Annotated in this window: 14 protein-coding genes; 10 read left to right on the forward strand and 4 right to left on the reverse strand. The window is 44.8% G+C overall.

From position 1 onward, the window contains the following. Nucleotides 1-40: 40 nt before the first annotated feature. Both AC0L46_RS06775 and AC0L46_RS06780 read right to left on the reverse strand, forming a co-directional pair. Nucleotides 41-703, reverse strand: a complete 663-nt coding sequence (locus AC0L46_RS06775; RefSeq protein WP_473506750.1) for a 3'-5' exonuclease — start codon at nt 701-703, stop codon at nt 41-43. Next, the gene (locus tag AC0L46_RS06780) at nt 704-2590 is read right to left on the reverse strand and encodes a DUF294 nucleotidyltransferase-like domain-containing protein (RefSeq protein WP_473506752.1); all 1887 of its coding nucleotides are present in this window, start codon (nt 2588-2590) and stop codon (nt 704-706) included. Nucleotides 2591-2890: 300 nt separating this feature from the next. Between AC0L46_RS06780 and AC0L46_RS06785 the strand changes: the two genes are divergently transcribed. The 9 genes from AC0L46_RS06785 (at nt 2891) to fecE (ending at nt 11312) form a co-directional block, all read left to right on the forward strand. After that, entirely contained in the window at nt 2891-3907 is a 1017-nt protein-coding gene (locus AC0L46_RS06785; RefSeq protein ID WP_414681207.1) for a TRAP transporter substrate-binding protein, read from the forward strand. 82 nt (nt 3908-3989) lie between these two features. Beyond that, nucleotides 3990-4547 (forward strand): TRAP transporter small permease subunit, encoded by a 558-nt coding sequence (locus AC0L46_RS06790; RefSeq protein ID WP_414681206.1) that lies wholly within the window; start codon nt 3990-3992, stop codon nt 4545-4547. Continuing rightward, on the forward strand, nt 4540-5856 hold the full coding sequence (locus tag AC0L46_RS06795) for a TRAP transporter large permease (RefSeq protein ID WP_473506755.1): 1317 nt from the start codon (nt 4540-4542) through the stop codon (nt 5854-5856). The genes AC0L46_RS06790 and AC0L46_RS06795 overlap by 8 nt, the downstream gene beginning before the upstream one ends. Nucleotides 5857-5938: 82 nt before the next feature. Beyond that, the gene (locus AC0L46_RS06800; protein WP_414681204.1) at nt 5939-6430 is read left to right on the forward strand and encodes a gluconokinase; all 492 of its coding nucleotides are present in this window, start codon (nt 5939-5941) and stop codon (nt 6428-6430) included. 116 nt (nt 6431-6546) lie between these two features. After that, nucleotides 6547-7575, forward strand: coding sequence for a gluconate operon transcriptional repressor GntR (gene gntR / locus AC0L46_RS06805; protein ID WP_414681203.1), 1029 nt, complete (start codon nt 6547-6549; stop codon nt 7573-7575). A gap of 108 nt (nt 7576-7683) precedes the next feature. After that, the gene (locus AC0L46_RS06810) at nt 7684-8565 is read left to right on the forward strand and encodes a Fe(3+) dicitrate ABC transporter substrate-binding protein (protein ID WP_473506758.1); all 882 of its coding nucleotides are present in this window, start codon (nt 7684-7686) and stop codon (nt 8563-8565) included. A gap of 4 nt (nt 8566-8569) precedes the next feature. Beyond that, nucleotides 8570-9571, forward strand: a complete 1002-nt coding sequence (locus tag AC0L46_RS06815; RefSeq protein WP_473506760.1) for an iron chelate uptake ABC transporter family permease subunit — start codon at nt 8570-8572, stop codon at nt 9569-9571. After that, nucleotides 9571-10527 carry a Fe(3+) dicitrate ABC transporter permease subunit FecD gene (gene fecD / locus AC0L46_RS06820; protein ID WP_473506762.1) on the forward strand — a complete coding sequence of 319 codons (957 nt, stop codon included), beginning with the start codon at nt 9571-9573 and terminating at the stop codon, nt 10525-10527. The genes AC0L46_RS06815 and fecD overlap by 1 nt, the downstream gene beginning before the upstream one ends. Before the next feature lie 17 nt (nt 10528-10544). Beyond that, complete coding sequence (fecE, locus tag AC0L46_RS06825) at nt 10545-11312, forward strand: Fe(3+) dicitrate ABC transporter ATP-binding protein FecE (RefSeq protein ID WP_473506764.1); 768 nt, start codon at nt 10545-10547, stop codon at nt 11310-11312. Nucleotides 11313-11324: 12 nt separating this feature from the next. Here the strand turns inward: fecE and AC0L46_RS06830 are convergent, their stop codons facing one another. Next, nucleotides 11325-11675, reverse strand: coding sequence for a hypothetical protein (locus AC0L46_RS06830; protein ID WP_473506766.1), 351 nt, complete (start codon nt 11673-11675; stop codon nt 11325-11327). A 162-nt stretch (nt 11676-11837) separates the two neighbouring features. On the opposite strand from AC0L46_RS06830, the gene AC0L46_RS06835 reads away from it, so the two are divergent. Continuing rightward, nucleotides 11838-12428 carry a LysE family translocator gene (locus tag AC0L46_RS06835; protein ID WP_473506768.1) on the forward strand — a complete coding sequence of 197 codons (591 nt, stop codon included), beginning with the start codon at nt 11838-11840 and terminating at the stop codon, nt 12426-12428. Here the strand turns inward: AC0L46_RS06835 and AC0L46_RS06840 are convergent. Beyond that, complete coding sequence (locus tag AC0L46_RS06840) at nt 12421-13272, reverse strand: AraC family transcriptional regulator (RefSeq protein WP_473506770.1); 852 nt, start codon at nt 13270-13272, stop codon at nt 12421-12423. The genes AC0L46_RS06835 and AC0L46_RS06840 overlap by 8 nt on opposite strands. Between the last annotated feature and the right edge of the window lie 11 nt (nt 13273-13283).

Here is a 13283-nt window from a genome sequence, read left to right on the forward strand (position 1 = left end):
TCCCCTTGAAGAAATGAGAGGTAATTTGACGAGCGAGATATTAACGCGGTGTGAAGGACGTTTTACCGCCGCCCATTTGGTTTAGGTCGTGCAGACGACAATCGACGCCTTGATAAGCAATTTGAGCCAATAACAGTTCTGCTGTCGCTAGAGCATCTGTTAGAGCGTCATGACCATCGTAATCCGGCAAGCTGTAGCGTTCTCGACAAGCGCATAGACGAAAGCCTCCATCTTGAATCGGCTGCTGGGTTCTATTGGCTTTGGCGCGTTCTATGGCTAATGTGTCTAGCCAATTCACTGAAAAAGCAGGCAAGACTTCTTTCTTCCAAGCTTGTTTTAGAAAGTTTAATTCCAGCGGCGCATGGTGCATGACTAAGATGCGATCTCTTAAAAGGTGGCGAAGGTAACGCAACACACTTTCTTGCCGTTTTCCGTGTAACTCTATGTCTGAATCCGTAATCATGTGAATACCGACGCTTTCACCCACATCTGTGCTTTCAATCACAATATGGCGAGCGGTATCCAACTCGATCACGCCATTCTGAATACAAACCCAACCGACACTGACAATGTGATCTTGCTTGGCGTCTAACCCTGATGTTTCGATATCCAATATCAAATAATTCCATTCAGACCAAACATGCTTACTGGCCTGATACGACATCCAACGTTCATTAACGCTCTGTATTAACCCAGCCAACATTTAACTGTACCCTCGCAAGAAACGTTGTTGAGCCACATCCTGTACATCGCTAATAATGCCGAATGTCGTTTTTAAATGCTTACGCTCTAAGGAACTCAGGCTTTCAGGGTCTAAATAAGCGCTGGCTTTACCTGTGGATTGCCAATGGGCTCTTTGGGTTTCTAAACGCAGTTCGTTTAATTGATCCCATGCGTCCATCAGGTTGCGCGCTGTGTCCACACTGATCAACTTTTCCCGAATCGCCTGTTCGATACGATCCAGCGTCGCCACACGGTAGGTTCGACAAGACAAGCCATAAAGCCTTGCAAGATCATTAATCAGAGCCAAGCCTTGGTGTTTCAGATCCAACTGATGCTTATGCTCACCAGAAGACTCTAATAAGAAGTGGCGGAAGAATCCCAACGGAGGTTTAGTAGACAGTGCGCTGCGAGTTAAGGTCGCCAGAAACACACTGTTTTTACTGATGGTTTGCTGCATTTTGAGAATCAATTCATCAAACACGGAAGCCTCGCCATAGACACAACGAATATCAAAAAAGATACTCGCATTTAATAGGGCGCTCGGTGAACCAGATTGAATCCACGAGGTAAATTTCTGCTGCCAACCTTGGTTCGTCATTCGCCATTGTGGGTTGCTCGCCATAATGTTTCCGGGACAAAGTCGAATCCCACAAGCGCCAAGGCCATTGCAGACGAACTCAGCCAATGTCGCGAAGTACTGACTCTCTTCGTCGGTTGGCTCTCTTTCTAGCATCAAACCATTGTCTTGATCACTTCCCAAAGATTGATCTCGACGGGCTTGTGAGCCAAAGACCAAAAACTGAAACGCCATCGGCGCTGGCCCCAGTGTTTCTAAAGCCAGTTCGATTAAGCGACGGGTTAAATTGTCGCTTACTGTCGCCAACACCTTACCGATATCAACGGGTTTCATATCGGTCACAATCAGGTTAATCGTTAAAGTTGGCCATTGCTTACAGGTTTGCGCAAGACCTTCCACCGTGTGCTGGCGATGAATTTGATTCACCAAAAGCAAAGGACTTAGCTCTTGGTGGCGCAGTAAATCCGCTACCGTGAGCATTCCCATCACGTTCAACGCGTCATCGACAATCGGCAAATGGTGAATATTACTTTCGCTCATTAAGGTCTGAGCCTGCATCACCAAGGCATCGGTTTTCAGACTCACCGGATCTTTCGTCATCACTTGTTCAATTGGAATGTCTGACGATCCGCCCACAGCCAAGATACGTGAACGCAAATCTCGGTCAGTTACTATGCCTAATAAGCGCTTATTCTCTAGAACCAGAATCGAGCTAACTCGCGCTTCCGTCATACGCATCGCAACAGTTTGTACGCTTTCATCTGGCGAGGCTTGAATCAATTGCCGAGACATAATTTGCGTCACCGGCATAGACAATTGCAACGCCGGAGAAGAGAGTTCGCTTGATTGGCTGCGGGATAATTTTCGGAGGCGATTGTGCCGCTTATGTTCAAAGAAAAGGCCGAACGCTTCATTTTGTTCAACGGCGTCTAAAAAGCGCTTTTTCTCGAATCGGTAAACAAGGCTGTCTTCCATCGCCACAACCTGCAAACCATCTGGATTCTGCGACATGGTACTCGATAAACCAAAACACTCACCGTCTGCGATTTGATCCACCAGCCCGCCTTTGGGGGTACGGATTTCGCACGCGCCTCGACGAATTAAATGCACTGTCGCCGCACCGTTTTTGAGGGAAATAACCTGCCCTTGGCGCACATAAAGCATAGACACGCCCGTCAACAGCTGCTTCCTTTCGGTTAAGTTCAAACTGGAAAAAGGAGGAACCGTCGCAATAAATTTATGCACTTCAGGAATGTCTATGGCGGCCATATTATTTTTCTCATTTAGCATTCGTCATCTGTTCTTCATCTGGAGTGTGCGCTTTTATTATTCAGAACAAAATGCTTTTAAGACCAATGTCTAAAGCTAAGGAAAGCTGTTTTTGTATCTCCAGCTACCACTATCCGCCCTACTACTCGTATTAAATTCTTATATAGATCAATCAACTATCTAATCTTTTATTTAATTAGCTATCAAACGCTTGACTAGAAGGAAAAGTTACCGGTAACATTCGCCCAAGAGTTACCGGTAACATAAGATCGGATTTGAATACTCTTTTCCTAAAAAAAATAATCATCAGGAAGTTATATTATGAGCAAGATTAGCACAGTTCTTCTGACTGCCACTTTAGCTGGCGCACTATCTACTTCTGCCATTGCTGCAGACTATAAATTCAAATTCCAGTCTTCTGATCCAGCAGGCGACAAAAATTTCCAAGTCCAAAAAGAGTGGACGGAACGCGTTGAAGCCATGACAGGTGGTCGTGTTCAAATCGATTTACTTCCTGTAGGCAGTGTTTTTAAACATACTGAAACCCTTGATGGAATCAAAATGGGCATCCTAGATGGCCACATCACTGCGACAGAATTTTTCTCTGGTAAAGATCCAGCATTTGGATTAATTGGTAATACCGTTGGCGCATGGTCAAGTACTCAGCAACTTCTACAGTATGTAAACTACGGTGGTGGTTACGAGCTAATGACTGAACTTTATGCACCTTATGGCGTGAAATTCATCGGTGGTTCAACAACTGGTGTAGAGTCTTTTGTTTCTCGTGTTCCATTGAACGGCGTTGCAGATCTTAAAGGCTTGAAACTTCGTGCTCCAGAAGGTTTAGTTCAACGTGTATTTGCCGCTGCAGGTGCTGCTCCAGTAAACCTACCAGGTTCTGAAGTATTCACAGGCCTAAGCAAAGGCGTTATTGATGCAGCCGATTATACGGTTTTCTCCACAAACCAAAAAGCGGGCATGAATGAGATCGCGACACATCCTGTACAACCTGGCTTCCATTCTTTGCCATTGATCGATATCTCAATGAACCAAAAGAAATGGGATAAGTTACCAGCAGATATCCAAGAAATCCTTACTGTCTCAGTACGTGATTTTGCTCAAGATATGACAACACAATTACATATTGCGGATCAGATCGCGGTAAAAGCAGCTCAAGCTGATCCAAATATCACCATTCATGATTGGTCTGCTGAAGAGCGTAAAAAGTTCCGTGCAATTGCCCGTACACAATGGGAAGAGTTTGCTAAGGGATCTAAAAATGCTCAGAAAGTATACGATTCCATTACAAGCTACTTAGAAACAAACGGTCTTCTATAAGTTGTAAACACACAACTAAGACGATTTATTAAGCCACGCAAAGCAGGTGTAATATTGCGCCTGCTTTTCATTGGACCTGATTATGAAAGAAGCTATTCATCCTCCTATTACTGATAACTCAGACGAACCAAGAAACGCTTTAGATCGTTTCATCTATAAGCTTGGCAACATCTTGAGCCTATTATTTATCCTCACTGTTGCGATTTCTTTTTATGAAGTATTGATGCGCTATGTATTCAACGCCCCCACAATATGGGTACATGAAACCGCTTCCTTCCTTGGCGGTTGTTTATTTGTTTTCGGTGGAATTTATGCGCTATCGATTAACAAACATGTTCGCGTCGTGTTGATCTACGATATGGTTTCAGACAGAACTCGACGCTGGCTAAATGTTTTCCACCATATTATGGGACTGATTTTTTCTGGTTTATTAAGTTGGGCGGCTTATCAAGTAGTACAAGATTCTTGGTTCTCACCATTTGGTGAAATACGTTTAGAGACATCTGGTTCAGCTTGGAACCCAGCTTTCCCTGCATTAGTAAAAGGCATGATTTTTCTTACTTTAAGTATCATGTTTGTGCAGTTTTTATTGCACCTGATTCAAGAGATTAACGGCCTAAGGAAACGCAAAGATGTTTGATTTATCCGCTATGGGCATAGGCTATGGCAGCCTACTCATGCTCGGTTCCATGATTCTATTATTGTTAACTGGTATGCAGTTGGCCTTTGTTACTGCTCTTGTCGCGCTAGTTTTTGCTGTTGGTTGGTTTGGTGTTGGCGCATTACCACTAATTACCAGTCGCTTATATAGTTTTGTTGGCAGTTATGTTTTCCTCGCTGTTCCCATGTTTGTCTTAATGGCGGCACTTTTAGATAGGTCTGGCATTGCGCGAGACTTGTTCGATGCGATGAAGGTTTTCGGCCGTAAACTTCGTGGCGGTGTTGCCGTACAAACATTATTAGTTGCGATTGTTTTAGCTTCTATGTCTGGTGTTATTGGTGGTGAAACCGTTCTGTTGGGTATTCTAGCTTTACCTCAAATGTTACGTCTTGGTTATAACCGTAAGTTAGCAATCGGAACAACCTGTGCAGGTGGCGCACTTGGCACTATGCTGCCTCCAAGCATTGTATTAATTATCTACGGTTTAACGGCCAGCGTTTCTATTGGAGACTTATTTAAAGCGGCGTTTTTACCTGCTTTTATATTGGCTTTTGCCTACATGGCTTACGTCCTTATTCTATGCCGTATTCATCCAGAATACGCGCCGTTACCAACAGCAGAAGAACTTGCCGCTGATGATGACATCAACTATTTCAAAGCGCTTTTCTTTCCTCTATTAACTGTTATGACAGTTCTTGGCAGTATTTATTTAGGTGTCGCATCGGTAACAGAAGCTTCTGCTCTAGGCGTAGTCGGTATCTTAATTAGTGCAGCTATTCGAGGCGAGCTTGATTTTTCTATGATCAAAGACAGTGCCAAAGCGACTATGAGCACATGTGGCATGATCATCTGGATTGGTATTGGTGCAACTGCTCTTGTTGGTGTCTACAATTTGATGGGCGGTATCGATTTTGTTGAAGAAATCATTCTTGCTCTAAGTGGCGGCAGCATTATGGGTACCATTATGATCATGATGGTTATCTTACTTGTCTTAGGTATGTTCTTAGATTGGGTAGGCGTCGCATTGTTAACTATGCCTATCTTTGTACCCATTATTGTAGGACTCGGCTTAGATCCAATTTGGTTCGGAGTGGTGTTCTGTTTGAATATGCAGGTTTCTTTCTTATCACCACCTTTTGGCCCAGCCGCTTTTTACCTTAAATCTGTTGCACCCAAAGATATCAGTCTAGGTGAAATATTCAGCTCCTTGCTTCCTTTTATTGGCATTCAAGTTGTCGTACTCGCCTTGGTCATATTCTTCCCAGAATTGGCACTTTGGTGGAAATAGACAGCAAAAAATAATGCCGTTCAAGCGGTTCTTTGAACGATACAGCCTTGCTGATAACAGCAAGGTATAAGGATTTAAGAAGATGATTAAAAAAATTGTAGTATTGGGCGTTTCAGGCTCAGGCAAGTCTTTAATAGGTAAAAACATCGCGGATAAACTTGGCTATCGTTTCTTTGATGGTGATGATTTTCACAGTGCAGAAAATGTAGCAAAAATGAGCCAAGGAATTCCTCTTACAGACGACGACCGTAAAGATTGGTTAGCGGTACTCAATAGATTATTAATCGATAATCCAACTGCTGTCATTGCCTGTTCTGGTTTGAAGCCTGAATATCGAACTATGCTCCGTCAGGGTCTGGATGATGTTGCTATGATCTACTTAAAAGGCAATATTGATACTATCTGGGAACGTCACCAAAAACGCGATGGTCATTATTTTAACGGTCGTGAGATGCTAGAAAGCCAGTTTGCGACCTTGGTCGAACCGACAGAAGAAGAAGCATTTGTTATTGATATCTCTCAAGATGCAGATGCGGTTCTGAACGAAGCCCTTTCGCTTCTCTCTAAAACCTAAAGATGAAAGATACAAAGGCATAATTAAGCTGTTATGCCTTTGTACATTGTCACGCTAAATTACCTTTTTTATTTCTAGCCATGAATTGCTTATGCTAATGTTACAGGTAACAATTCATGGATAAATCTCTTGATATGAAAAGCTCAGGCATAAAAAATAAACGCCCTACACTACAAGATGTTGCCAATTTAGTCGGCGTGACAAAAATGACGGTGAGTCGTTATCTTAAAGATTCAGATCAAGTCTCTCCTCCTCTACGAATAAAGATCAAAGAAGCCTTAGATGATTTAGGCTACATACCTAATCGCGCGCCAGATATTTTGTCTAAGTCTAAAAGCAATGCGATTGGAGTTTTACTGCCATCATTAACCAACCATGTTTTTGCTGAAGTTATTCGTGGCATTGAATCCATATTAGAACCTGCTGGTTATCAAACCATGTTGGCTCATTATGGTTACAGTCAAGAAGCCGAAGAAGCCCGAATTGCAACCTTACTTTCTTACAATGTTGACGGCCTGATTATTTCGGAAAGTTATCATACCGAGCGTGTTCGAAAGATGCTTAGTGTGGCTGGTATTCCAGTCATTGAAATCATGGATTCCACATCACAACCAATTGAGCAAGCAATCGGTATCGACAACCAAGCAGCCGCTTACGCCATGACAGAATGCATGATTAAAAAAGGTCATACTAAAATTGTGTATTTTGCTGCCCGAATGGATCAAAGAACTTTGTTAAGGTTGCAAGGCTACAAAGCGGCAATGAACGATAATAGTTTGACTGAACTCTGTATCACTACAGACAGTGCCTCGTCTTTTTCATTGGGTGAACAATTCATGAAAGAAGCCTTAGAAAAACAACCAGATACAGATGGCATCTTTTGTACCAATGACGATTTAGCAATTGGCGCTCTCTTCGCTTGTCAAAAGGCTGGCATTAAAGTCCCAGAAGAAATGGGAATTGCAGGTTTTCATGGTCACGATATCGCAAGAGTTATGGTGCCATTGTTGGCTACAGTTATTACACCTCGAGAAGAAATAGGTCGCTTGGCAGCTGAGCACTTATTATCTCGCTTAAAAGGCAATCCAGTCACAGAAAGAATCATTAACTTACCCTTTAAGATAGAACCCGGAGAGAGTATTTAGATCCACAAAACCTCCTAAACATGACTTCTATAGGGAAATAACACTTTATGCGCAATTAAGAAGTGTTATTATTCTCATGTTTTTATTTCCTCATTAAGGTTTTGTTTTATGAAACGCTTTTTCGCGTTCGTTTCTTTACTCCTTTCTATGTCCAGTTTTGCCGTCACAGTTCAAGACAGCCAAGGCGATTTTCACATTGATTATGTACCGCAACGCATTGTGGTGTTGGAATACTCTTTTGTGGACGCCCTCGCCATTGTTGGCGTCAGCCCAATTGGCATCGCGGACGACAAAGACCCAAGCCGCATCGCCTCAGAAATACGCGAATTAATCACACCTTGGGAATCCGTTGGCACACGCTCACAGCCAAGTTTAGAAGTTATTTCCTCCTTAAAGCCGGACTTAATCATTGCAGATTACAGTCGCCATCAGAGCGTTTATAAAGATTTGCAGAAAATCGCACCAACCTTGATTCTGCCGTCTCGCCGAGAATCTTATCAAGGCAACTTAGCAGCGGCGGCGATTATCGGTAAAGTGCTCGATAAAGAAGACGCCATGCAAGCGCGCCTCGCCAAACACCAAGAAATCATGAGCGAATACGCAGCGCAATTACCAAAGGGCATTGAAGTGCAATTTGGTAATGTAATGGAAAAATACGCGTCTCTTCATCCAGGCAAATCCTATGTTGGCACCTTACTGCAATCCTTGGGTTTTAAAGCGCCGCCTATGTTAAAAAATGAGCTGAGCTCAGTTCACACAGGCTTAGAACAATTATTGGCGAGCAACCCTGAGTATTTGATTCTGGGCCATTATTCCTCTTCTGACATTGCCAATACATGGGGAAAATCCCCATTGTGGAAGGCGCTCAAAGCCGTGCGCAATGACCATGTGTATCACATTTATAACCCAAGTATTTGGTCTCGTAGTCGTGGCATCATCGCGGCGGAAATCATTGCGGGTCAGTTAGTCGAGCTGCTTACTTCAAAATGATGTTATGAAACTTTCGCCTCTTATTTATACCGCTTATTGCCTGCTCTTCTTCGCGCTGCTGTTACTTGGCTTTTGGACAAGCTTATTCACTTGGTCGAGCTTTCCCATTTCTGCTATGGACGCCATACAAGGCTTATTGTCGCCGAGCGAAGATGTCATTGCGCAACACATAGTTCATGACATTCGCCTCCCAAGAGCCTTACTTGCTGCCACTGTTGGCGCCTGTTTCGCAGCGGCTGGCGTGGTCATGCAAGGCTTAACGCAAAACCCGCTTGCTTCTCCTGCTGTTCTTGGCGTGAACGCTGGTGCGGCGCTTGGCATGGCGGCGGTTTCGACCATTACGCCTTGGTTTGGTTTGCTCGGTATTTCCATGGCGGCGATGATCGGTGGTGGCGTCGCTTGGACGTTAGTGATGATTCTCGGCAGCGCGTGGCGTGGCGGCAGCGACACTGGCCGTTTGGTGTTAGCGGGCGTGGCGATTTCAGCCCTTTGTGCCGCGTTCACCAAGGCATTGGTGATTATGGAAGAAGATCAGGCGTCCGCTGTCTTGTCTTGGCTCGCTGGCAGTTTCGCCAATAGCAACTGGGAGACTTGGTCACTCTTCTGGCCTGTCGCGTTATTCGCCTTGATCGCCAGCCAATTGCTCACGCCAACACTCAACTTATTACAGCTGGGCGATGACAACGCTCAGAACTTAGGCATTTCATTGATTTGGACAAAACTGGCTGGCAGTGTGTTAGTGCTGATTTTAGTCGGTTCCGCCATCGGCGCATCTGGCAGCATCGGCTTTGTTGGCTTGCTCGTCCCGCACATGGCAAGAATCTTATGCGGACAAGATCACCGCTATTTTCTACCTTTATCCATGTTAATGGGCAGCGCCTTGGTGGTGCTTGCAGACACCTTAAGTCGTGGCATTATTTTCCCATTAGAGACACCCGCTGGCGCTATATTAGCTCTCATTGGCGCGCCTTTCTTCATCTATCTTGTTAAGAAAAGGGCCTCGTGATGTCACTCAAAACATGGCCGTTATTACTCGTCATTCTGTCCCTTTTACTGGTGGCGAACTTAATGCTTGGCGCGGTTTCTATTTCTTTCGAGGGAATATTGGACGGCTTTCAAGCAGACAGTGAGCACTATTTCACTGTCTACGAATACCGCTTTCCTCGCACCTTGTTAGCCATGATGGTGGGCGCCATGATGGCTCTGGCGGGCGCGCTCGTTCAAGGTGTGATTCGCAATCCGTTAGCCTCGCCAGATGTGCTTGGCGTGAGTCATGGCGCTGGTTTAGCCGCTGTGACTTATATGACATTGTTCCCAACATCCGACATTGCTTGGTTGCCCGCCATGGCGTTATTGGGCGGTTTTTCTGCGGCCTTTATTTTGTGGTGGTTGTGTGGCAATCGCAGCAGCGCCATTAAGCTTGCCATCACAGGTGTTGCCTTGGGCGCACTTTACGCCAGCACGGTCGACTTCCTCATGTTGGTAAAACCCTTAGAAATTAACAATGCCTTGCTCTGGTTAACGGGCAGTTTGTGGGGACGCGGCTGGAATCAATTTTTCATCTTGTTGCCTTGGCTCGGTTTAATCCCCATCGCACTTTGGTTAGCCAAATCTCTGAATTTAATCTCGCTGGGCGACGACAGCGCGATCAGCCTCGGTGTGAATGCCAATACATTGCGTTTAACATCATTGGCGGTTGCAGTGGGGCTCACCGCATCGTGCGTCGCCATTTGTGGGCCAATCGGCTTTTTAGGCTTAGTCGCGCCCCATTTGACGCGCAAGTTAGTGGGCGGGCAGCATCAAATATTATTGCCTTGCACCATGCTAGTTGGCGCAATATTGCTGTTATTTGCGGACTTAGTGGCTCGCACCATTGACCCGCCGATTGAATTATCCGCTGGGATTATGACAGCCATTATTGGCGCACCTTACTTTCTTTGGCTTTTATTTAAAAACAAATAGTTCGGACGAAACACATTATGTCACTTAGCACTCAAGATTTATCCGTTGGCTACCACGGCAAAGCCATTGTGAAAGAGGTGAGCTTTGAGCTTCCGAAAGGGAAAATCATCGCTCTGTTAGGACCAAATGGTTGCGGAAAATCCACCTTATTAAAAGCCATGGCGCGCATTCTAAAACCCATGACAGGCCAAGTGTTTTGGAACGATCAAGATTTGCATCAAATGCCTTCTCGCCAATTATCAAAGGAATTGGCTCTGCTGCCACAAACACAACCGATTCCAGAAGGCGTGAAAGTAAAAGACTTAGTGGCTTACGGTCGCAGCCCTTACACAGGTTTTTGGGGACGTTTAAACAAGGAAGACAATCGCATTATTAACGATGTGATGGCGCAAGTGGGCATTACCGAATTGGGTGAACAACTCGTAAGCGAACTGTCTGGCGGACAACGCCAACGCGCTTGGTTAGCCATGACATTAGCGCAAGACACGCCGTATTTATTATTGGACGAACCAACGACCTATATGGATTTGAGCCACCAAGTGGAATTAATGCAAACTCTCAGAAAGCTGAATTCGTCTGGCAAAACCATCATCACAGTGCTTCACGACATCAACCAAGCGGCACGTTATTGTGACCACTTGATCGTCATGAAAGACGGCGAAATCATCACCCAAGGCGAACCAGAAAACGTCCTAACTCAAGACATGCTGAAAACGGTTTTCTCATTAGACGCACAAATCCACCGAGACCCAATCGCCAACACACCAATGTGTGTGGTTGAGTAAAAGCTGGAGTATTTAACTATTCTCGTTGGCTTCTTCTTTCGACGACTCTAGAGCCAATAATCGTTTATGCTGATGACGAACTTGCAGAGAAAGCGCCACCAGAGCGATACACAAAATAAAGGTAAGCACAGCAAAGAACTCCACTCTGCCTTCAAGAGAAGTGATACGAGCCATTTTCTCATTCATGACCTGATAATCTTCCAAGCTCGCCTTAGAAAGCTGCAAGATGGCGACACTGCGCTCTAACTCAAACACCGTTTGAGCCAACTCTTTACTTTCTTCCATGCTGCTTTCGTCTGATTCCGCCATTGACGCCGACATAAAAAGACTCAAACACAGAATAAACGCCAATCTTGTTAACATCGTTCTCTTCCTCAATATAAATGCTTCTTTATCTTAGCTGACCCGCAAAGCAGGCAAACATCAAAGAATTTTCGAAAACCCTTATAAGGTCAATTTCGTTCAATACTAAAGACAATTCAAAGACGATAGTAAGCGCCTGTTTAAACTTCTGAGAAACATCTTATGACCTTTTCCCTAATCACGTCTATGTCGGTATTTGCCTTGGCCGCTTCTTTGTCACCCGGCCCTGTGAACCTTCTATCATTAAGCGGCAGCGCACGTTATGGCACACGAGTTGGGCTAATTTATATCACTGGCGCGACATTAGGTTTTATTGCGTTATTTTTGCTGATTGGATTAGGACTGCAACATGTCATGATGGCGCTGCCTTGGGTAACTCAAGTATTACAATGGCTTGGCATCGCCTTTTTGTTATACCTAAGCTACCAACTCTTCGTAGACAGCGGCGACCTCAATACAGACTCTTCCAAAGCAGAACCAACCTTTATGACAGGTGCCATTATGCAATGGCTCAACCCAAAGGCTTGGTTAGCGTCTGTTTCTGGCATTGCCGCTTACATCCCAGAAGCGACAACCGATCAAGTTCTATTGTTCGCAAGTCTATATTTGCCGATTTGCTGGCTATCGCTCGGAGTCTGGGTGTTGGCTGGCATCATGTTAGGTCGCTATTTTCAAAGCCCAGCAAAGATGCGTTTGATGAACAAAACCCTGTCGGTTTTGTTGGCAGGCAGCTGTGTGTTGCTAATTATTTAAGGGCAGCGCTCGACAGAGAAAAGGCACGGCGATACTGATCGGGTGTGGCCGCCACTCGCTTTTTAAACACTCGCTGAAAATGTGCCTGATCGCTAAAGCCTACTGCTTGTGCCACGTCTACGATGGATTGACCTTCTTTTAGTGCTTGCTGACTTAATTGGACTCGGCGATTTAAACGATAAGCATGGGGCGTCATATTAAAATGGCGTTTAAAAGCTCGCACAAAATACGCTGCACTGAAACCAAACTGCCCACTGATCTCATCAATGGGCGTTTCATCTAAACAATGATGATGTAAATACTCCGCCACATGATCAAGCTTGTGAGTCAGTCGCTGTTTTTCAGCACCCGCCACCGAGCTATCCAAGTAAGAGAACAAATCCACAAAATAGGTTTTTAATACCTGCTCTTTTTCATTAGCGGATATCTCTTCGGACATCAGGCTTTCACACAGGTTAAGAAAGTCCGTATAAAAAACATCGTCCGTTAGCGTATCCAACAAACTGTCTTGCCAACGAGTGATATTTCTCACTTTAGATTCATGCAATAAACTCGCTAACCAAGCTTTATCCAGATGCACCATATAATACGCCCAAGGTGAATTCTGGCTCGGATTACAGGCATGCACCACATTCGGATTCATCATCACCAAAGCGCCAGACTCCACGATATGACGACGGTCTGCGCACAAGAACTCACTCTGCCCATTGAGAATCGCGCCGATGGACCACTCTTCACGGGAATGCAGCGCATAGCTGACGTCTCGGCCGTCCAGAACTTGTCGAAGCTCAACAAAAGGCAAAGCGCTATCGCGCCAAAACAAAGGATGAGTGGAAGGCATCATGAAAAATAAAC

The sequence above is a fragment of the Marinomonas sp. 15G6-16 genome (assembly GCF_055809555.1).

Bases quoted from the DNA above. Each gene is read 5' to 3' on its own strand.
- AC0L46_RS06775 (WP_473506750.1), bottom strand. From the start codon at position 703: ATGTTGGCTGGGTTAATACAGAGCGTTAATGAACGTTGGATGTCGTAT.
- AC0L46_RS06780 (WP_473506752.1), bottom strand. From the start codon at position 2,590: ATGCTAAATGAGAAAAATAATATGGCCGCCATAGACATTCCTGAAGTG.
- AC0L46_RS06785 (WP_414681207.1), top strand. From the start codon at position 2,891: ATGAGCAAGATTAGCACAGTTCTTCTGACTGCCACTTTAGCTGGCGCA.
- AC0L46_RS06790 (WP_414681206.1), top strand. From the start codon at position 3,990: ATGAAAGAAGCTATTCATCCTCCTATTACTGATAACTCAGACGAACCA.
- AC0L46_RS06795 (WP_473506755.1), top strand. From the start codon at position 4,540: ATGTTTGATTTATCCGCTATGGGCATAGGCTATGGCAGCCTACTCATG.
- AC0L46_RS06800 (WP_414681204.1), top strand. From the start codon at position 5,939: ATGATTAAAAAAATTGTAGTATTGGGCGTTTCAGGCTCAGGCAAGTCT.
- gntR (WP_414681203.1), top strand. From the start codon at position 6,547: ATGGATAAATCTCTTGATATGAAAAGCTCAGGCATAAAAAATAAACGC.
- AC0L46_RS06810 (WP_473506758.1), top strand. From the start codon at position 7,684: ATGAAACGCTTTTTCGCGTTCGTTTCTTTACTCCTTTCTATGTCCAGT.
- AC0L46_RS06815 (WP_473506760.1), top strand. From the start codon at position 8,570: ATGAAACTTTCGCCTCTTATTTATACCGCTTATTGCCTGCTCTTCTTC.
- fecD (WP_473506762.1), top strand. From the start codon at position 9,571: ATGTCACTCAAAACATGGCCGTTATTACTCGTCATTCTGTCCCTTTTA.
- fecE (WP_473506764.1), top strand. From the start codon at position 10,545: ATGTCACTTAGCACTCAAGATTTATCCGTTGGCTACCACGGCAAAGCC.
- AC0L46_RS06830 (WP_473506766.1), bottom strand. From the start codon at position 11,675: ATGTTAACAAGATTGGCGTTTATTCTGTGTTTGAGTCTTTTTATGTCG.
- AC0L46_RS06835 (WP_473506768.1), top strand. From the start codon at position 11,838: ATGACCTTTTCCCTAATCACGTCTATGTCGGTATTTGCCTTGGCCGCT.
- AC0L46_RS06840 (WP_473506770.1), bottom strand. From the start codon at position 13,272: ATGATGCCTTCCACTCATCCTTTGTTTTGGCGCGATAGCGCTTTGCCT.